Raw genomic sequence first — 17,274 nt, 5'->3', positions numbered from 1 at the left:
ACGCCTGATCGAGTGGGACGAACGTACTCCGTGATCAGCCCGCTGCGGCCAGGTCGAAGGTCAGTTCCCGCCCGAGGAACCGTTCGAGATCGGCGATCTCGGCCTCCACGCCCCGCCGCACCGCGGGACGCAGGGTCTCGAACGGGCTCACCCGGACGTGCCCCTTCGTACGATCCAGCGCCCACGAGCCGATGACCCGCCCGTCGTGCAGCACGGCCGGATGGATCATGCCGCCGTTGTAGATCCGCGGGCGCTGCGCGGCGGGCAGGATCGCGTCGCGGTCGCGATAGCCGATCAGGTAGTTGTCGAACGCCGGCAGCAGGCACACGCCGCGCACCGGTTCGACCTCGCCCAGCCGGAAGCCGGGACGCCCGCCGACCTCGACCGCGCTCAGCTCGTCGCCGATCAGCTCGATCGCCCGGGTCGAGGGCAACCCCGACCACGCGGTGAAGTCGGCCGGCGTCGCGGGGGAGAAGGCGGCGAAGTAGCGGCGGGCGAGCTCGGCCAGGGCGTCGTCGCCGCTGGGCCCGGCCGGGGCGTCGGGCACCCAGTCCCCGAGCAGCGTGAAGGTGGCCTCGCGGCCGCGCTCGGGCCCGCGGCAGACGAGCCCGAGCGTGCTGGCGTGCACCAGGGCGTGCGTGTGGGCCTGGGTGTCGGGGCTGTCGATGACGACACCCCGCTCGGCCAGCGCGTCGCGGATCTCGGGACGGGTGAGCGGTCGGCCGGCCAGGATGCCCGGCAGCGCCGCGACGCTGGCGTCGAGGACGTCGTCGCTCAGCCCGATCTGCCGCCACCGGGTGCGGTACTTGCGCGAGATGGCCGGACCGACCAGCCGGACCAGCCATCGCACGTCGGCGGCGTCGACGAGGTGGATCGTGCCCCGCATCAGCCAGGTGCGCACGAGCCTCTTGGTGGCGATGTCGGCGAGCACGCCCGCATCGGTGGAGGTGGCGTGGCGCACCCGGATGCCGAGCCGCGACGCGTGCGGCTCCTGGGCCTGGATCGCCGTGGTTAGCGCGACCGCCCGCACCACCGAAGGGCTCGGCCGGGTGATCAGCCCGTGCCGGGCGATGCGCTCGCGCAGCACGGCGGCCGAGGTGGTCATGCCGGCAGTCTGCCCGGGGTGTGCGACAACGCCCGTGCAACCATCGAGGGATGGCTACCCCCGCGCCACCCCGTCCCCGCGCGCCGCGGCGCCTGCTCATCGGACTCGTCGTCCTGGCCCTCGTGCTGCTCGCGGCCGACCGGATCGGCAAGTACGGCGCGGAGCGGATCGCGGGCGACACGATCCAGAACAGCCAGCACCTGCCCTCGCGTCCCGAGGTCGACGTCGCCGGCTTCCCGTTCCTCACCCAGTTCGCGGCGGGCGACTACGGCGAGATCACCCTGACCTCCTCCGACGTCCCCGTCGGGACGGGATCGACCGCCCTGACGGTGACGCAGCTGCGCGTCGTGCTGCACCAGGTCACGGTCTCGCGCAACTTCTCCTCCTTCCACGCCGACAGCGCCGCCGCGAACGGGTTGATCGACTACACCCAACTCGGCAAGGCCCTCGGCGTGACGCTGCGATACGCCGGCGACGGGCGGGTGCATGCGAGCAAGACGGTCACCGTTCTCGGCCGGCAGTTCACCGGCTCGATCACCGCCGAACCGAGGATCGTCAACGACAGCCTCTCGTTCGCCGGCGTCCAGGTCGACGGCGCCAACTCGCTCGCGCAGGAGGCCGTCGCCCTGCTGACGAAGGTCTTCGACGTGTCGCTGCCGCTGCAGGGGCTGCCGTTCCACGTGCGGGTGAAGTCGGTGACGGTCGCTCCGGCCGGGCTGCGCATCGTGCTGACCGGCGCCGACCTCTCCTACTCGAAGTAGCCGCGTCCTACCGCGCAGCGTCGCGCAGGAACGCGTCCTCGCGGGCGTAGTCGAACTCGCCCACCTCGCCGTCCCAGCCGGGCGGCAGCACCGCCCCGGGCGGGGTGCGGAGCGCGATTCCGGCCAGCCAGTCGACCGTCGCCGGCACGGTCTCGGCGTAGGTGCCCACCGGGATCCAGCCGAGCTCCCGAGCCGCCGTGATGTCGAGGACGACCGGGTGCGGCCGGTCCCACGGATGGTTCCCGAGCGCCGGGTCGGCGTTGTCGTCGAGCAGCACCTCGCGCCAGTCGTGCCCCAGGTGCGCGGCCACTGCCCGGGCGATCTCGCGCCCCGTCGGCGCGTCCGGGTCGGCGCAGTTGAGGATCCGCGCCCCCGGCCGGGCCGCGACCGTCTCGACCAGCGCCGCGATGTTCACCGCGGCACTGGGATGGTCGACGCCGCGACCGCCGTGCGCGAGCAGCACGGCCGGCCGGCGGTCGAGAACCCGCTTCACGAAGACCCATTCGCGGGCCGGGCGGGCGCCCTCGCCGTGGATCTTGGACGGCCGCACGACGGTCACCGGCAGTCCCGAGGAGAGCAGCGCCTGCTCGGCGGCGACCTTGTTCGGCCCGTACCCCTCGCGGCTGGCGTAGGGCATGTCGCCCGGCGGCAGGGTCGGTCGGTCCTCGGCGATCGGGCCGCCGGGTCATCGCGGTCGGCCGCGACGAACGACGCCGCGAGGTCGGCCGGCACGGTCGCGGCACTGCGGCCGACGACGTCGACGTCCCAGCCGGAACCGATCAGGCGACGGGCCACCGCCCGGCCCACCAGACCCGATCCGCCGATGACGAATGCGCGCATCCGTTCGACGATAGGCCGCCGCTCAGCGTGGCCGGGCCCCGACCTGGCTGACGACCCGGGCCGCGAACTCGGCGCCACGCTCGAGGCACGCGCGGGCGTCGCCGCCGGCGAGCCGGGCGCTTAGGAATCCGGCCGAGAGGGCATCGCCCGCCCCGGTCGTGTCGATCACCGTCGTCGGGCGGGCCCCCACCACGCACTCGTCGACCCCATCGGACCACACCGCGCCCGCGGCGCCGAGCTTCACCACGGCCTCGCCGTACTGCGCCGCCAGCGCCCGCGCCGGGTCGTCCGGTTCGCCGCCGAGGAGCACCCGCGTCTCGTCCTCGTTGGCGAACAGCACCACGCCGCGGCCGACCCAGCGGCCGAAGACGTCGGCCCCGATCGCGGCGAGCGGTGCGGCCGAGGCGGCGTCGACGGCGATGAGCCAGCCCCGGTCGCGGGCGTGGGCCAGGGCGGCGAGCGCGAACGGGCGGGCGCCCGAATCGAGCAGCGCGTAGCCCGACAGGTAGAGGCAGTCGGCGGCCTCGGGCAGGGTGGCCGGGTCGACCTCGCCGAGCCCCGCATTGGCGCCCGCGTCCGGGATCATCGTGCGCTCGCCATCGGGCGCGACGAGCACGATGCAGGTGCCGCTGGCCCGCAGCGGGTCGTGCGAGATCGCGGGCGTGACCCGGTGCGCCGCGAGCTCGGCGACAGCGTGGCGGCCCAGGGCGTCGTGCCCGATGCGCCCGACGAAGACCGCGTCGAGACCGGCGGTGGCCAGGCCGACCGCGACGTTCGCCGCCGCCCCGCCGCCGAACAGGCCGATGCGCGACGGGGTGTCCGAGCCGGGTGCGAGCGGGCCGGGGAGCCGGGCCAGGACGTCGGTCATGAGGTCGCCGACGCAGACCACCCGCCCGGTCATCCGGTGGCGTAGCTGGTCGCGACCTCCGCGGCGAGCCGCGCGTTGGCGAGCACGAGCGCGACGTTCGCGGCGAGCGAGGCCCCGTGCGTCTCGCGGTGGAAGAAGTCGAGCAGGTAGGGCGTCACGTCCTTGCCGGTGATCGACGCGGCGTCGGCCGCGGCCAGGCCGCGGGCCAGGACGCGGTCGTGCAGGTCGTGGTCGAGCTCGTCGGCCGCGGCGATCGGGTTGGCCAGCACGAGCCCGTACCCGGCGCTGCCCATCGCGTCCTGGGCCCGCAGCACCTCGGCCGCCTCGGCGGCCGACGACACCGTCCAGTACAGGCTGTAGCCGGAGTCGCGCAGGTAGAAGCCGGGGAAGCGGTCGGTGCGGTAGCCGAGCACGCCGACGTTGAGCGTCTCGAGGCGCTCGAGCGTGGCGCCGACGTCGAGGATCGACTTCACCCCGGCGCAGACGACCAGCACCGGCGTGCGCGACAGCGTGGTCAGGTCGGCCGACTCGTCCCACGTCTCGCGCGCGTCGCGGTGCACCCCACCGAGCCCGCCCGTCGCGAACACCCGGATGCCGGCCCGGGCCGCGAGGTGCGCGGTGGAGGCGACCGTGGTGGCGCCGACCGTGCCCATCGCGGCGACGACGGCGAGGTCGCGCACGCTCACCTTGGTGACGCCGAGGTCGGCCGCCACCTTCTCCAGGGCGTCGTCGTCGAGACCGATCCGGGCCTGCCCGTCGATGACCGCGATGGTGGCCGGCACGGCCCCGCCGGCCCGCACCGCCGCCTCGATCTCGCGGGCGATGCGCAGGTTGTCCGGACGGGGGAGGCCGTGACTGATGATGGTGCTCTCGAGCGCCACGACCGGCCGGCCTTCGGCGAGGGCGTCCGCGACCTCGGGGTGAATCAGCACGGCCGCAGCCTATGCCGCGACGGTGGTCCGCTCACCGCGGCAGGCCAGCAGGCCGAGCGGCAGTGTGACCACCGCGGCGACGGCGAACGAGATCAGCGACGCGCTCATCCACGTCGTCGGCGTGAAGTGCAGCCAGGACTGCACGTGCCTCCACATGCCGGCCCACCAGCCGACGTAGCCCGGGTTCACCAGCTGGTAGGCGACGAAGCCGACCACCCACGGGACGAGCGTCGACCAGCGCACGCGGACGTTCTCGCCGAGATCCCAGCGCCCGCGGGACACGACGAAGTAGTCGACGGCCAGCACGCCCAGCAGCGGCACGAAGATCGACCCGACCAGCAGCAGGAAGTTCTCGTAGTCGTAGATGTTCAGGCTCAGCGCGGCGACGGTCGACGCCGCGCCGATCACCAGCGCGAGCGGGCGTCGGTCCCACCGGGGACGGAAGTTCTGCACCGAGACCGCGGCGGAGTACGTGTCGGCGAAGGACTGGTCGAGCTCGCGCACGGCCAGCACCGCGAAGGCGAGTGTGCCGACCGGGATGGCCATGAACGCGCCGAAGATGTGATCGGGGTTGCCCTTGGCCACGGTGACGAGCGCGACGAGACCGATGGCGTAACAGATCACCTGGGTGACGGAGTAGCCGAGGAACGCGCCGGTGAAGGCCTCGCGCCCCGAGTGGGCGTGCCGGGTGTAGTCCGCGGCCAGCGGCACCCACGACACCGAGACGCCGACGACCGTGTCCACCGCGATCCAGAACCCGTTCCAGGAGCCGTGGCCGAAGGCCGGCAGCGGGTGCCGCAACAGCTGGATCGCGAGGTAGGCCAGCGCGATCAGCACGGCGACGGTGACGTACTTGCGCAGCACCCGGATCCAGCCGAGCGGGCGCAGCGCGAGCATTGTGGTGACGACGCCACCGGCGAGGATGTAGATCAACCGCGGCACGCCGGGCGTGATCTGGTGCATGGCCGTGCCGATGGTGACGAGCTCGAAGGTCGTCCAGCCGAGCAGCTGCACGACGTTGAGCAGCGTCGGCAGGTAGGACGGCTTGGTGCCGAACAGCCCGCGCAGCAGCACCATCGCCGGCGAGCCGGTGCGCGCTCCCGGGATCGCGGCGACGCCGATCGCGGCGCTGCCCAGCACGGTGCCGACCAGCAGCGCGACGAGGGCCGCCGTCAGCGACAGCGCGGCCGCGCCCTCGATCGGGGCGAGCACGAAGATCGCGCCGGTGAAGCCGAGCAGGCTGACGCCCAGGTTGCCCCAGAGCCCGAGCTGGTCGACGAGACGCAGCGAGCGTGATGCCGGTTGGTCGAGCGTGTGCGGCGCCTCGGCCGTTTCGGTGATCGGTGCTTCGGTCGTGGTCATGGCATCTCTCCCTGCGCCGGCATTACCCGGCGGGTTCGGCGGTCGGCGGCACGGGGTGCGCCGCCCTCTCAGCCCTCGCGAGCTCCCGCGGTTCGGTTACAGCAACGCCATCCCCTCGGTGGGCGACGACGCCTGGGCGTGGAAACGCTTCGGTATGCGGCCCGCACGGTACGCGAGGCGGCCGGCCCGGACGGCCAGCGCCATCGCCTCGGCCATGGCGAGCGGGTCCTGGGCGCGGGTGACGGCGGAGGCGAGCAGCACGCCGTCGCAGCCGAGCTCCATCGCCAGCGCGGCGTCGGAGGCGGTGCCGATGCCGGCGTCGAGGATCACCGGCACCGCGGCCTCGCTGACGATCAGCTCGATGTTGTGCGGGTTGCCGATGCCCAACCCGGTGCCGATGGGGGAGCCGAGCGGCATCACCGCCACGCAGCCGGCCTGCTGCAGGCGGCGGGCCAGCACCGGGTCGTCGTTGGTGTAGGGCAGCACCCGAAAGCCCTGCGCCACAAGCGATTCGGCCGCATCGAGCAGCTCGATCGGGTCGGGCAGCAGGGTGCGCTCGTCGGCGACGACCTCGAGCTTCACCCAATCGGTCTCCAGCGCCTCGCGGGCGAGTTGCGCGGTGCGCACGGCCTCGCGGGCGGTGCGGCAGCCGGCCGTGTTCGGCAGTACCCGCACGCCGTGGGAGTCGATGACGTCGAGGATCGTGCCGCTCGTCGCGGCGTCCACCCGGCGCATCGCCACCGTGCACATCGCCGTGCCCGAGGCCCGCAGCGTCTCGTCGATGACCTGCAGGCTGGGCGCGCCGCCGGTACCCAGGATCAACCGCGACCCCAGCTCGACCCCGGCGATCACCAAGGTGTCGTCGTCCATGGAGCTCATCCTCCCTGCACCGCGGTGATCAGTTCGACGACCTGCCCGTCGCGGAGCTCGTGCGAGTCCCACGTGCTGCGCGGGACGACCTCGCCGTCGACGACGGCGGCGCTGCCGCGAGCCGAGCCGGTCTCGGCCAGGAGCAGCGCGCCGACGGTCGTGCCGGAGCTGATCTCGCGGGCCTGTCCGTTGAGTTCGATCCTCACGAGCACACCGTCGCGAAGCGGGCCGGGGCGAAGTCGGCCATCACGTCGGGCAGGGTGCCGGTCGACAGCAGGTCGGCGACGGCGTCGGCGGTCACCGGCGTGTGCAGGATGCCGTTGCGGAAGTGCCCCGTGACGTGGACGAGACCGGGCAGGCCGCTGGGGCCGACCAGCGGCGCGTTGTCGGGGGAGCCGGGGCGCAGCCCGGTGCTGACGTCGAGCAGCACGGCCTCGCTCAGCTCGGGCAGGACGGACTGCGCATCGCGCAGCAGCTCGTAGACCGCCCCGGCTCGGGGCTGCCGGTCGAAGCCGGCCTCCTCGGAGCTCGCCCCGATCACCAGCTCGCCGTCGGCCCGCGGCACCACGTAGACCGGCGTGCCCTTCACCGTCGCGCGCAGGACGTGCCGCAGCCGGACCTCGCCGTCGAGCCGCAGGTGCAGCGTCTGGCCCTTCACCGGCCGCACCGGCGGGCGGTACTCGTCCGGGATGCCGGGGATCGCCCCCGACCACGCACCCGCGGCGACGACGACGTGGTCGGTCCGCAGCGTCGTGCCGTCGTCGAGGTCGACACCGATCGCCCGACCCTGCTCGACCCGCACCGTTGCCCGCGACGTGACGATCGCCGCGCCGCGTCGACGCAGCGCCTCGAGCAGCGCCGCGTGGAGCAGCCGCGGGTCGATCTGGTGATCGCCCGGCGCCACGAGCGCGCCGGGCAGCCCCGGGGCGAGGGCCGGCTCCAGGGCGCGCAGCTCGCGTGAGCTCGCCAGCGAGGCGTCGACGCCGAGCCGGATCGCGAAGGCGTGCAGGTCGCGCAGGGCCGCGAGGTCGGCGGCATCCCACGCGACGAGGACGGTGCCGCACTCGACGAAGCCGGTGGGACGGCCCGACTCCGCCTCGAGCTCGGCGACGAACTCGGGGTAGCGCGCCAGCGAGTCCAGGCCGAGTTCGAGCAGGGCCGGCTCGGTGTAGTGCAGCTCGGTGACCGGCGCGAGCATGCCGGCTGCGGTGTTCCAGGCCCCCCGGTCGGCGGCCGGGTCGACCAGCGTCACCGTCAGCCCGCGCTGCGCGCAGCGCCAGGCCACGGCCGCGCCGATGGCCCCGGCGCCGATGACGGCAACGGTTCCACTGGCTGCGCTGTCGGACATTCGCTCCCTCGCGCCGGCATGACCCGGATCAGGTTCGACGGTCGGCGCTTCGCGGGGTTGGCACCCCGCTCGTTCGCCCTCTCAGCCCACCCCGCGGCAGGCTCCCGTGCGGCGCCAACCCTACGCTCGTCCGATGCCTGACCTCGCCGGACTCCGACCCGACGCCCGCCTCTACGTCTGCACCGACTCGCGCAGCCGTACCGGCGACCTCGCCGACTTCCTCGACACCGTCCTGGCCCACGGCGTCGACGTCGTCCAGTTGCGCGAGAAGGGGCTCGAGGCCCGCGACGAGATCCGGCTGCTCGAGGTGTTCGCCGCGGCGGCCGAGCGGCACGGCGCGCTGTTCGCGGTCAACGACCGGGCCGATGTCGCCCGGGCCGTCGGCGCACCGATCCTGCATCTCGGCCAGGACGACCTGCCGGTGGCGATCGCACGCTCCATCGTCGGGGACGACGTCCTCATCGGCCGCTCGACCCACGACCCGGCCCAGGCCGACGCCGCCCGGTCGGAGGAGGGCGTCGCGTACTACTGCTGCGGGCCGACCTGGACGACGCCGACCAAGCCGGGCCGGCCCGCCGCGGGCCTCGAGTTGATCGAGCACGCCGCCGCCGCGCAGGACGACCGGCCCTGGTTCGCGATCGGAGGTATCGAGTCGCTCGAGCGGCTCGACCAGGTGATCGCAGCGGGTGCGCGCCGCGCCGTCGTCGTGCGCGCGATCACCGAGGCCGAGGATCCGGGCGCCGCGGCCGCGGCCTTCGCCGACCGGCTCGCGAAAGCCGTCACGGGCAGTTGAGAACACGCCCGGGCTTGTCCCCCCGGCTTGGTCCACACCTCCTACTCTCGGCCTTTCGACGTCGAACGGGAGCGGTATGCGGATCGGGTGGGGCCGGGCGGTGGCCCGGCTGACGGTGCTCGTGGCCGGCTTTGCGGTGCTCGCAGCCTGCGCGTCGGCACCGCTCACGCAGCGCTTGCACGGCACGGGTCACGAGATCGTCGCCGATCACGTCCCGGTGCCGACCGCGTCCGGCGGGGTGTCGCTCGTCGCCCACTACGACCCGACCCGGCACCACGCCCCGTGGATCCTCTACGTGCACGGCGGCTACTGGTCGAGCGGCAACGGCGGCGGCAACGAGGTGTGGTCCGAGCGGTTGCGGCTGCAGGGCTTCCAGGTCTTCTCGGTCGACTACCGGCTGTCCCAGGTCGCCAAGTGGCCCGGTCCGCTCGACGACGTCAAGGCGGCAATCGGCTTCCTGCGCAGCCACGCCGCCACCTACGGTCTCGACCCGACGCGCGGCGATCTCGTCGGCTTCTCGGCCGGCGGTCAACTCGCCACCATCGCCGGGCTGGAGACCGGCGTCGCGGGCGTCGTCGACCTCGACGGGTCCGTCGACCCGCTGGCCGCGCTGAGCGCACCCAACAAGGAACTCGGCCGGGCCGCCCGGCAGCTCCTGGGGTGCGCGCCGTCGGCCTGCCCGGCCGGGTGGCAGGATGCGCGCACGATCACGCACGTGGACGCGACCTCGCCGCCCTTCCTCATCGTCCACTCGCGCGAGGACCCCACGGTCCCGCTCGGCCAGTCGGTCGCCCTCGCTCGAGCCCTGCGAGCCGCCGGCCGGCCGGTGCAGCTGTTCGTCGTGTCGAGCCGGCGGCACGAGAACATCTCGCTGCCGGCCGTCAACAGCCGGGTCAACCGCTTTCTCGCGGCAACGACCCATCCGAGCGGGTGAGTGTCAGACCGGTGGCCAGTCGCGCACGCGCCAGAAGTGACCGACCGGCCCGAGCCCGGCGCCGAGCGGGAACGAGCCCGCGACCGCGCCGGTGACGAACGTCTTGCCCTCGCGGACGGCGTCGGCTAGCCCGAGCCCGCGGGCCAGCCCCGCGGTGATCGCCGCAGCCAGGGTGTCGCCCGAACCGTGCGTGTGGATCGACTCGTGGCGCGGTGCGCTCAGCTCGACGTAGCCCGAACCGTCGTGGAGCAGGTCGACGGCGTCGCCGGTCGGCAGGTGGCCCCCCTTGACCAGCACGGCCCGCGGGCCGAGGGCGAGCAGCGCCTCGGCCGCCTCCTCCATGTCGGCGCGGGAGTGCACCTCGACGCCGGTGAGCAGCTTGATCTCGCCCAGGTTCGGCGTGATCAGCGCGGCGAGCGGGATGATCACGTCGCGCAGGGCCTCGAAGGCGTCCGGACGCAGCAGCGGGTCGCCGTGCTGCGACGCCGCCACCGGATCGACGACGAGCGGGCCGATGCCCAGGCGCACCACGACCTCGGCGATCGCGGTCATGATCGCCGCGGACGCGAGCATGCCGGTCTTGGCCGCGTCGACCCCGATGTCGCTCGCCACGGACTCGATCTGCTCGGCAACCGCGTTCGGCGGCAGCTCGTAGAAGCCCGAGACGCCGAGCGAGTTCTGCACGGTGACAGCGGTGAGCGCCGACATCCCGTGCACACGACAGGCGAGGAAGGTCTTCAGATCGGCCTGGGCGCCGGCCCCGCCGCCTGAGTCGGAACCGGCGATCGTCAGGGCCTTCGGCGGCTGGAGAGCGGTCACTGTGCCAGTATCCCGAGGGCCCGGAACGCACCCCGAGGGCCTCGGATCACGCAACGTCGAAAGGAGTGCTCGGTGGACGAGACGCCGGCAGAGCGCCCGGGGCCGGCACCGGCCGCGCTCGACCTCGTCACGATCACCGCCGCCGACCTCGCCCGATCGCTCGCCTTCTACGACGCCGCACTCGCCGCGCTCGGCCTCGTCCGGACCACCGAACTGGTCGACGAGGAGGAGGAGGACCCGGACCTCGAGGCCGCGGCCTGGGGACCGGCCGACGGTCCCGCCGTCCTCTGGCTGGTCACCGGACCACGCCCGACGGCCGGACTGCATCTTCGGTTCCAGGCCGACTCTCGAGTCGACGTCGAGACTTTTTTCGCGGAAGCGCTCGAGCACGGGGGCACGACGCACACCGCGCCCCGCCGGTGGACCCTCTACCGCCGGGGCGAGTTCCACGCGATCGTGCGCGACCCGGCCGGGAACCTGATCGAGGCGGTCAGCGCCGAGTAGGGCGCGCCTCAGAGGTCGCGGAAGTGCTCCACCCGCGGCGGGTGGGCGAAGTGCGGACCGATCGCGGCGCGCCATGCCGCGAAGCGGTCGGTGCCGCGGAAGTTCTGCTCATGGGCCTCCACCGACTCCCACTCGACGAGCAGGACGAAGCGCGAGGGCGACTCGACCCCTTGCGTCATCCGCACCGATCGGCAGCCGGGGGTGGTGGCCAGCACCTCCTTCACCCCGTGGAACGCGGCGGCGAACTCGTTCTCCGCGCCGGGCGTGACGTCGATGTCGGCGACTTCGAGGACCATGCCCGAAGCCTCCCAGGACCGACACACCACGTCCAGGCAGTCGACTCACATCCTTAACACCTGTCACACTGGTCACATGTCTGTGGGTCGGGTCCTGTCGTCTCTCCTCGCTGCCACCGCCGTCGGCGGCTGCGCCGTCGTCGCGCTCGGGATGAGTCGCTCCGCGAGCGTCGGCGATACCTCGGGCTCCGTTCCGTCGGTCGCGGCGGCACCCACCTCGACGCCGCGGCCGGCCGTGCTGCCGGTCGTGGCGCCGGTCGCCGTGGTCACGTCGACCTCGCCCGCCGCGACGTCGGTGCCGCCCACCCACGCGTCGAGTTCGCGGGTCGGGTCGGCTCCGACCACGCCCACTACCGCCGCCGCGCCGGTCACGATCCGCCCGACGTCGTCGGTGGCCGCGGCACCGAGCCCCACCCACGTCGCCGCCCAGCCCGAGGCGACAGTCCGCCCGGCAGGGACGCCGACGCCGACACCGGCGCGGGTCCGCGTCGCGGCCATCGGGCAGGCGCTGCCGTTGCGCTACTCCACCGGCACGGCCACGCGGGTGATCACCGTGGTCGGGCACTCCTACGGCGCCACCACCGCGACCTTGCAGGCGTGGGACAAGGTCTCGACCGGACGTTGGATCAAGATCGGTGCGGCCGTGACCGCGCACATCGGCGCCGACGGCATGGGCCAGGCCAGCGAGTACCGCTCGGCCACACCGATCGGCAGCTTCACGCTGACCCAGGCGTTCGGGCACAACAGCAATCCGGGCACGAACCTGCCCTACCTGCACACCAACGCGTACGACTGGTGGATCAGCCAGGCCGGCCCGCTGTACAACACCCACCAGCGTTGCGCGTACGGCTGCGCGTTCAACCGCGGTGACCCGAACGAGCACCTCTACTACGAGACGCCGTACTACAACTACGCCGTGGTGATCGACTACAACACGAGAAACGCCCCGGGCGGCGTCCGCGCGGGCCGGGGGAGCGCGTTCTTCCTGCACGTCACCGACGGCACGGCCACCGCCGGTTGCGTCGCGATCCCGCAGAGCCGGCTCATCCCGATCATTTGGTGGCTCACCCCGTCGGCCCATCCGCGAATCCTCATCGGCGTCGCCTGAGCCGGGTGCCCGCGCCGGCCGACGACATGAGACGGTGTTCGGATGGATCGGCGCAGATGGGGCATCGTCGCGCTGGCCGGGATCGTCCTCACCCTCTCGGCCTGCGGCAGCGACACCCGGACCCGGGGCACGGCCTCGGTGTCCGCCACCCCGTCCGCGAGCACGGTCGCTCGCTCGACACCCACGCCGACCCCGACGGTGCGCCCGACAACCTCGGCGCCCCGGCAGGCTTCCCGGAAGGCGTCCCGGAAGGCAACGCCCACCGTGACCACCCCGCACCCGAGGACCTCGACCGCGGTGACCGAGCCCCGCCGCGCGGTCGCCTCCGGCCAGTCGCTGCCGCTCGACCTGCCGACCGACGGGGCGGCCCAGGTGATCACCGTGACCGCCGACTCGTCGTCGAGCACGACCGGGAACCTGCAGGCCTGGCGCCGGGTCAGCGGCGGCTGGCGCCGGGTCGGGCCGTCGGTGTTCGCGCACCTCGGCGCCGACGGTGTCGGACCGGCCGGCGAGTCGACCAGCCGCACCCCGGCCGGCAGCTTCACCCTGACCCAGGCGTTCGGCCACGACAGCGACCCCGGCACGCGCCTGCCGTACCGGCACACGACCCCCGCCGACTGGTGGATCAGCGAGCCCGGCCCGCTCTACAACACCCACCAGATCTGCTCGTCCGGCTGCGGCTTCAACCACGGCGACCCGAACGAGCACCTGTACTACGAGACGCCGTACTACAACTACGCCGTGGTCATCGACTACAACACGACCAATGCGCCGGGCGGGGTGCGGGCGGGCGCCGGCAGCGCCTTCTTCCTGCACGTGACCGTCGGGCAGCCGACCGCCGGCTGCGTATCCGTCCCGCAGGACGACCTCGTGCGCATCATGCAGTGGCTCGACCTCGCGTCCCACCCGCGCATCCTGATCGGCGTCACCTGACCGGCACGCGAGCGGTGGGCCGCACCTCGGACTCGCGGTGCGTCCGCGCGTGGAACATCATGAACAGCCCGAGCGCGGCCAGGGCTGCGGCGGCTTCGGCGAACACACTGACCGTCTTCTCCGTCGGCGCCCAGAACGGGTCGTACATGTCCGGGAACGGCCCGAAGGCGCCGACGTCGACGTAGCGGTATACGACGACCGCGGCCGTGCCGCCGGCCGCGACGAGGAACGCGAACGCCGCGGTGTAGCGCCGCGGCCGGATCACGAGGGCGATCGCGGCGACGACGGCGACCGTGGCCTCGGCCCGGAACAACTCGTCCTCGCCGAGGGTGCTCGAGCGGATGTGCCGGAACGCCGACGCCAGGTCGTAGTGGACGAACGCGTCGATCGCGAGCCCGACGACGACGATCACGGTGAGGGCTATCTGCAGGGCCGCCCGGTTGCGAGGTTCCATCTCGACGACGTCCTTTCCGTCCCACGCTTCTGATGGGTGAGACGGGAGTGCGCCGCGGTCGGTTCACCTGGCTGCGGGTGACCGCGCGTCCGGTAGATTTCGAATCCGGATGACCTGGCGCCCGCGGGGGGTGGGCCCGGGGTCAGGGTCGGGGTGCTGCACGTGGATGTTCCGGTGGATGACGACGGGGCCGTCGAGGCGCGTCTGCGCGCACTGGCGGAGTCCGTCCGGGCCGAGACGCCGCCGCCGCTCACCACGTCGCTCCGGGACGCGGTGGAGGCCGCCCGCGAGATCCTCGACTGCCGGTACGCCGCGGTCAGCGTGATCGGGGTCGGCGGCTCGACCGAACACTTCGAGACCGCCGGACCACCACCCGGAACGCGCCACGAGATCGGGCTCGAACCGACCCACCGGGGCCCGCTCGGGCTCGTGGCCCGCGAGGGCGAGGTCGTGCGGATCGCCGACATCGGCGCGGACCCGCGCGGCATCGGGGAACTGCCGTCGCACCACCCGGCTCCGCGCGCCCTGCTCGGCGTGCCGGTCGTGCTGCGGGGGCGCCCGGGCGGCGGACTGTTCCTCACCGATCCGCGCGGTCGCGACGAGTTCGGCGTCGAGGACGAGGCCACCGCCGCCGTCATCGCCGGCGCGGTCGCGGTCGCGGTCGAGCGGGCCCGCACGGCGGCGGCCAACCAGCGCCGCGACCGGTGGACGACCGGCGGGTCGGTGCTCGCCCGTGAGCTCGTGTCGGGCACCAACGGCCGCCCGCTCCGGTTGATCGCCCAGCGCGTGCTCGACATCGCCGAGGCCGACCTCGTCGCGGTGCTGCGCCCGGACGGCGAGGACGGTCGGCTGAGCGTCGCCGCGGTCGCCGGCACCGACTCCGCCGCCTGGAAGCACTGTGTGCTCAGCCGCGAGGCGCTCGGTCTCGGGGTGACCGCCGGTGACGCCGCGGCGCAGGTCGGGCAGCTGTCGCAGCGGATGGGCGAGGTCGACCCCGGGGCGGCGCGGCGGCTGCGGGCGAATCCCCTCGACTCGACGATGTTCGTGCCCCTGAACGGCACGGTCGTCCGCGGCCTGCTGGCGATCGCGCGCCGCCCCGGGCGCATCCCGTTCACCGCGGCCGAGCTCGGCATGGCGACGATGTTCGCCGGTCAGCTCGCCCTCGCCCTCGATCTTGCCGAGAGCCTGGCCCACCGCGACCAGGTCGCGCTGATCGAGGAGCGCGATCGCATCGCGCGCGACCTCCATGACCACGTCATCCAGCGGCTGTTCGCGGTCGGGCTGACCATGCAGTACCTCGGCACCGACCGCGACGCCGACCCGCTCGCGACGAGGGAGCGGGTGCGCGCGAGCGTCGATGAGATCGACGACACGATCAAGCAGATCCGCAACACGATCTACCGCCTGCGCGGCCCGATCCTGTCGCCGGACTCGTCGCTGCGCACCCAATCGACCCGACTGCTCGACGACCTCGAGTCGGTGCTCGGCTTCCGTCCCGACCTCACCATCGAGGGCCCGGTCGACTTCGGGGTGGACGAGGATCTGATCGACGACTGCCTTGCCGTGCTGCGCGAGGCCCTGAGCAACGTGGCCCGCCACGCCGCCGCGACCCGCGCCGCCGTGTCGATCGTCCTCACCGCGACCGAGGTCGCGCTGCAGGTGACCGACAACGGACGCGGGCTCGGCGAGACCACGCGCCGCAGCGGGCTGTCCAACCTGCGGGCCCGCGCCGAGCAGCGCGGCGGGTCCCTCGCGATCGAGACCGTCGGCACGGGGGGCACCCGCCTGCGCTGGTCGGCCCCGATGGATGCCGCGCCGCCCGAGCCCGGGGCCGTCGGGTAGCGTCGCGCTGCCCGCCTTCGCCCGACCCCGAGGTACCGCATGCCGCATGTCGCCGTCGGATCGCGCACGTTGCACTACGAGCGTCGGGGGAGCGGCCAACCGTTGCTGCTGATCCAGGGCATGGCCGGGCACCACCGACTCTGGGGCGAGCCGTTCCTGCGGGAGCTCGAGCGCGATTTCGACGTCGTCGCCTACGACCACCGCGGTGTCGGGGCGAGCACCGATCTCCGGGACGCCGACTTCGGCATCGCCGATCTCGCCGCGGACGCGGTGATGCTGCTCGACGCGCTCGGCTGGGACGCCGCGCACGTCATGGGCATCTCGATGGGCGGCATGGTGGCCCAGCACCTGGCCGTCGACCACGCACCCCGGCTGCGCTCGCTCGTGCTCGGCTGCACCTACCCGGGCGGTCCCGGCTCGACGCTGGCCGCGCCCGGGCCGGTGCGCATGCTCCAGGCGATCGGTCTCGGCAACGTCGACGTCGCCCTGCGCACCGCCTTCGCGGCCAACCTGTCGCGCGCGTTCGCCGCGTCGGAGGCCCACTTCGAGCAGTTCCGGGAGGCGACGCTGTCGGTCACCGTGCCGGTGCCGGTGATCATGCGCCAGGCCAAGGCCGCGTTCGGGCACGACACGAGCGCCCGGCTGCCCGGCGTGACCGTCCCGACGCTCGTCCTGCACGGCACGGCCGACGAGATGCTCGACCACGCCAACGGGGAGCGCATCGCCGAGCTCATGCCGACGGCGACGCTGCACACCTTCGACGGGGTCGGGCACCTGTTCTGGTGGGAGCAGCCCGAGGCCACCGCGTCACTCGTACGAGCGCACTGCCTCGGCTGACCGGACGCGGGGGAGCCGGCCGTCCAGCGCGGTGGCGGCCGCGGCGAGCCCGACGAAGAGCAGCGAGATCCACAGCGCGTTGACGGCGACGCGCGGGTAGCCCAGGGCGTGGACGTTCGCGAACGGATAGGGATACCAGTCCGACGCGAGCGGGCCGCGGATCGCGGTGAACACCATGTAGGTCAGCGGGAAGATCACCGTCGAGCGGGCGACCTGCTTGGACGTGCGCTCGCGCGGGCCGAACACCAGCCAGCCCACCACCGCCAGGACCGGCACGACCGTGTGCTGCAACTGGTTCGCGACCTGGCCCCAGGTGTCGAGGTCGAGCAGTCGGCTGAGCGCGACGTGGAACACGACGAAGGTGACCGTGATGGCGATCAGGCCGGTCAGGCGCAGCGTGGCGAACAGGGTCGACCGGCGCCCGGGATCGAGGGCCAGCAGCAGGCAGGTGCCGCCGACGATCAGGTTCGACTGGATGGTGAAGAACGCGAACACGTTCAGCGCGCGGTTGAGCGGGCTGCCGCCGAAGAACCCCGGCGACCGCGCCGAGATGATCAGTTGGGTGATGATCCCGGTGGCGACACACGCTGCGGTCAGGGCGAACCAGGGACGCGCCCAACGCTGATCCATGGCGGCACCCTAGTGGAAACCAGGAGCTCGTCCCCTTC

The 17,274-nt window shown here is 73.3% G+C and carries 21 protein-coding genes; 8 read left to right on the top strand and 13 right to left on the bottom strand.

The window, feature by feature from the left end; genetic code table 11:
• Positions 1–34 precede the first annotated feature (34 nt).
• The gene (locus tag VGN18_RS00515; RefSeq protein ID WP_327537656.1) at positions 35–1,105 is read right to left on the bottom strand and encodes a winged helix DNA-binding domain-containing protein; all 1,071 of its coding nucleotides are present in this window, start codon (positions 1,103–1,105) and stop codon (positions 35–37) included.
• A gap of 50 nt (positions 1,106–1,155) precedes the next feature.
• Here VGN18_RS00515 and VGN18_RS00510 point away from each other — a divergent pair, with 50 nt between their 5' ends.
• Entirely contained in the window at positions 1,156–1,866 is a 711-nt protein-coding gene (locus VGN18_RS00510) for a DUF2993 domain-containing protein (RefSeq protein WP_327537655.1), read from the top strand.
• Between the two features lie 7 nt (positions 1,867–1,873).
• Here the strand turns inward: VGN18_RS00510 and VGN18_RS00505 are convergent, their stop codons facing one another.
• The 8 genes from VGN18_RS00505 to thiO form a co-directional block, all read right to left on the bottom strand.
• Positions 1,874–2,503: an NAD(P)-dependent oxidoreductase gene (locus VGN18_RS00505; RefSeq protein ID WP_327537654.1), complete on the bottom strand. Its 630-nt coding sequence runs from the start codon at positions 2,501–2,503 to the stop codon at positions 1,874–1,876.
• A complete protein-coding gene (locus VGN18_RS21040; RefSeq protein WP_349259798.1) occupies positions 2,422–2,706 on the bottom strand; it encodes an NAD-dependent epimerase/dehydratase family protein in 285 nt (94 codons plus the stop codon). The genes VGN18_RS00505 and VGN18_RS21040 overlap by 82 nt, the downstream gene beginning before the upstream one ends.
• A gap of 22 nt (positions 2,707–2,728) precedes the next feature.
• The gene (locus VGN18_RS00500) at positions 2,729–3,607 is read right to left on the bottom strand and encodes a carbohydrate kinase family protein (RefSeq protein ID WP_327537653.1); all 879 of its coding nucleotides are present in this window, start codon (positions 3,605–3,607) and stop codon (positions 2,729–2,731) included.
• Positions 3,604–4,506 (bottom strand): pseudouridine-5'-phosphate glycosidase, encoded by a 903-nt coding sequence (locus VGN18_RS00495; protein ID WP_327537652.1) that lies wholly within the window; start codon positions 4,504–4,506, stop codon positions 3,604–3,606. Before VGN18_RS00495 ends, VGN18_RS00500 begins: the two co-directional genes overlap by 4 nt.
• A gap of 9 nt (positions 4,507–4,515) precedes the next feature.
• Positions 4,516–5,868, bottom strand: a complete 1,353-nt coding sequence (locus VGN18_RS00490; RefSeq protein WP_327537651.1) for a purine-cytosine permease family protein — start codon at positions 5,866–5,868, stop codon at positions 4,516–4,518.
• 96 nt (positions 5,869–5,964) lie between these two features.
• Positions 5,965–6,738: a thiazole synthase gene (locus VGN18_RS00485; protein ID WP_327537650.1), complete on the bottom strand. Its 774-nt coding sequence runs from the start codon at positions 6,736–6,738 to the stop codon at positions 5,965–5,967.
• 5 nt (positions 6,739–6,743) lie between these two features.
• Positions 6,744–6,944, bottom strand: coding sequence for a sulfur carrier protein ThiS (thiS, locus tag VGN18_RS00480; RefSeq protein WP_327537649.1), 201 nt, complete (start codon positions 6,942–6,944; stop codon positions 6,744–6,746).
• Complete coding sequence (gene thiO, locus VGN18_RS00475) at positions 6,941–8,086, bottom strand: glycine oxidase ThiO (RefSeq protein ID WP_327537648.1); 1,146 nt, start codon at positions 8,084–8,086, stop codon at positions 6,941–6,943. Before thiO ends, thiS begins: the two co-directional genes overlap by 4 nt.
• 133 nt (positions 8,087–8,219) lie before the next feature.
• On the opposite strand from thiO, the gene thiE reads away from it, so the two are divergent.
• Positions 8,220–8,879 carry a thiamine phosphate synthase gene (gene thiE, locus VGN18_RS00470; protein WP_327537647.1) on the top strand — a complete coding sequence of 220 codons (660 nt, stop codon included), beginning with the start codon at positions 8,220–8,222 and terminating at the stop codon, positions 8,877–8,879.
• Positions 8,880–8,955: 76 nt separating this feature from the next.
• Positions 8,956–9,813: an alpha/beta hydrolase gene (locus VGN18_RS00465; RefSeq protein WP_327537646.1), complete on the top strand. Its 858-nt coding sequence runs from the start codon at positions 8,956–8,958 to the stop codon at positions 9,811–9,813.
• Positions 9,814–9,816: 3 nt separating this feature from the next.
• Here VGN18_RS00465 and thiD read toward each other — a convergent pair whose 3' ends face one another.
• Positions 9,817–10,632: a bifunctional hydroxymethylpyrimidine kinase/phosphomethylpyrimidine kinase gene (thiD, locus tag VGN18_RS00460; RefSeq protein ID WP_327537645.1), complete on the bottom strand. Its 816-nt coding sequence runs from the start codon at positions 10,630–10,632 to the stop codon at positions 9,817–9,819.
• A gap of 72 nt (positions 10,633–10,704) precedes the next feature.
• On the opposite strand from thiD, the gene VGN18_RS00455 reads away from it, so the two are divergent.
• Positions 10,705–11,136 carry a VOC family protein gene (locus VGN18_RS00455; RefSeq protein WP_327537644.1) on the top strand — a complete coding sequence of 144 codons (432 nt, stop codon included), beginning with the start codon at positions 10,705–10,707 and terminating at the stop codon, positions 11,134–11,136.
• Between the two features lie 8 nt (positions 11,137–11,144).
• On the opposite strand, the gene VGN18_RS00450 is transcribed toward VGN18_RS00455, so the two are convergent.
• Positions 11,145–11,432, bottom strand: a complete 288-nt coding sequence (locus VGN18_RS00450) for an antibiotic biosynthesis monooxygenase family protein (RefSeq protein WP_327537643.1) — start codon at positions 11,430–11,432, stop codon at positions 11,145–11,147.
• A gap of 76 nt (positions 11,433–11,508) precedes the next feature.
• Between VGN18_RS00450 and VGN18_RS00445 the strand changes: the two genes are divergently transcribed.
• Complete coding sequence (locus VGN18_RS00445; RefSeq protein ID WP_327537642.1) at positions 11,509–12,540, top strand: hypothetical protein; 1,032 nt, start codon at positions 11,509–11,511, stop codon at positions 12,538–12,540.
• Positions 12,541–12,582: 42 nt separating this feature from the next.
• Positions 12,583–13,473, top strand: a complete 891-nt coding sequence (locus VGN18_RS00440) for a L,D-transpeptidase family protein (RefSeq protein ID WP_327537641.1) — start codon at positions 12,583–12,585, stop codon at positions 13,471–13,473.
• Here VGN18_RS00440 and VGN18_RS00435 read toward each other — a convergent pair.
• Positions 13,466–13,927: a hypothetical protein gene (locus VGN18_RS00435; protein WP_327537640.1), complete on the bottom strand. Its 462-nt coding sequence runs from the start codon at positions 13,925–13,927 to the stop codon at positions 13,466–13,468. The two genes, VGN18_RS00440 and VGN18_RS00435, sit on opposite strands and share 8 nt — an antisense overlap.
• Before the next feature lie 174 nt (positions 13,928–14,101).
• On the opposite strand from VGN18_RS00435, the gene VGN18_RS00430 reads away from it, so the two are divergent.
• Positions 14,102–15,769 (top strand): GAF domain-containing sensor histidine kinase, encoded by a 1,668-nt coding sequence (locus tag VGN18_RS00430; protein WP_327537639.1) that lies wholly within the window; start codon positions 14,102–14,104, stop codon positions 15,767–15,769.
• A 39-nt stretch (positions 15,770–15,808) separates the two neighbouring features.
• Positions 15,809–16,606, top strand: a complete 798-nt coding sequence (locus tag VGN18_RS00425; protein WP_327537638.1) for an alpha/beta hydrolase — start codon at positions 15,809–15,811, stop codon at positions 16,604–16,606.
• Here VGN18_RS00425 and VGN18_RS00420 read toward each other — a convergent pair.
• Positions 16,577–17,236, bottom strand: a complete 660-nt coding sequence (locus tag VGN18_RS00420) for a Pr6Pr family membrane protein (RefSeq protein WP_327537637.1) — start codon at positions 17,234–17,236, stop codon at positions 16,577–16,579. The genes VGN18_RS00425 and VGN18_RS00420 overlap by 30 nt on opposite strands.
• Between the last annotated feature and the right edge of the window lie 38 nt (positions 17,237–17,274).

The organism is Jatrophihabitans sp. (genome assembly GCF_036000465.1).
Classification (GTDB): Bacteria; Actinomycetota; Actinomycetes; order Mycobacteriales; family Jatrophihabitantaceae; genus Jatrophihabitans.
The sequence above is the reverse complement of the archived record's forward strand: the minus strand, read 5'-3'. Positions and strand labels throughout refer to the sequence as shown.

Coding starts and splice junctions, on each gene's coding strand:
- thiO (WP_327537648.1), bottom strand. CDS start 8,086: ATGTCCGACAGCGCAGCCAGTGGAACCGTTGCCGTCATCGGCGCCGGG.
- VGN18_RS00435 (WP_327537640.1), bottom strand. CDS start 13,927: ATGGAACCTCGCAACCGGGCGGCCCTGCAGATAGCCCTCACCGTGATC.
- VGN18_RS00510 (WP_327537655.1), top strand. CDS start 1,156: ATGGCTACCCCCGCGCCACCCCGTCCCCGCGCGCCGCGGCGCCTGCTC.
- VGN18_RS00500 (WP_327537653.1), bottom strand. CDS start 3,607: ATGACCGGGCGGGTGGTCTGCGTCGGCGACCTCATGACCGACGTCCTG.
- thiE (WP_327537647.1), top strand. CDS start 8,220: ATGCCTGACCTCGCCGGACTCCGACCCGACGCCCGCCTCTACGTCTGC.
- VGN18_RS00425 (WP_327537638.1), top strand. CDS start 15,809: ATGCCGCATGTCGCCGTCGGATCGCGCACGTTGCACTACGAGCGTCGG.
- VGN18_RS00485 (WP_327537650.1), bottom strand. CDS start 6,738: ATGGACGACGACACCTTGGTGATCGCCGGGGTCGAGCTGGGGTCGCGG.
- VGN18_RS00420 (WP_327537637.1), bottom strand. CDS start 17,236: ATGGATCAGCGTTGGGCGCGTCCCTGGTTCGCCCTGACCGCAGCGTGT.
- VGN18_RS00445 (WP_327537642.1), top strand. CDS start 11,509: ATGTCTGTGGGTCGGGTCCTGTCGTCTCTCCTCGCTGCCACCGCCGTC.
- VGN18_RS00515 (WP_327537656.1), bottom strand. CDS start 1,105: ATGACCACCTCGGCCGCCGTGCTGCGCGAGCGCATCGCCCGGCACGGG.
- VGN18_RS00505 (WP_327537654.1), bottom strand. CDS start 2,503: ATGCCCTACGCCAGCCGCGAGGGGTACGGGCCGAACAAGGTCGCCGCC.
- VGN18_RS00450 (WP_327537643.1), bottom strand. CDS start 11,432: ATGGTCCTCGAAGTCGCCGACATCGACGTCACGCCCGGCGCGGAGAAC.
- VGN18_RS00440 (WP_327537641.1), top strand. CDS start 12,583: ATGGATCGGCGCAGATGGGGCATCGTCGCGCTGGCCGGGATCGTCCTC.
- VGN18_RS00465 (WP_327537646.1), top strand. CDS start 8,956: ATGCGGATCGGGTGGGGCCGGGCGGTGGCCCGGCTGACGGTGCTCGTG.
- VGN18_RS21040 (WP_349259798.1), bottom strand. CDS start 2,706: ATGCGCGCATTCGTCATCGGCGGATCGGGTCTGGTGGGCCGGGCGGTG.
- VGN18_RS00490 (WP_327537651.1), bottom strand. CDS start 5,868: ATGACCACGACCGAAGCACCGATCACCGAAACGGCCGAGGCGCCGCAC.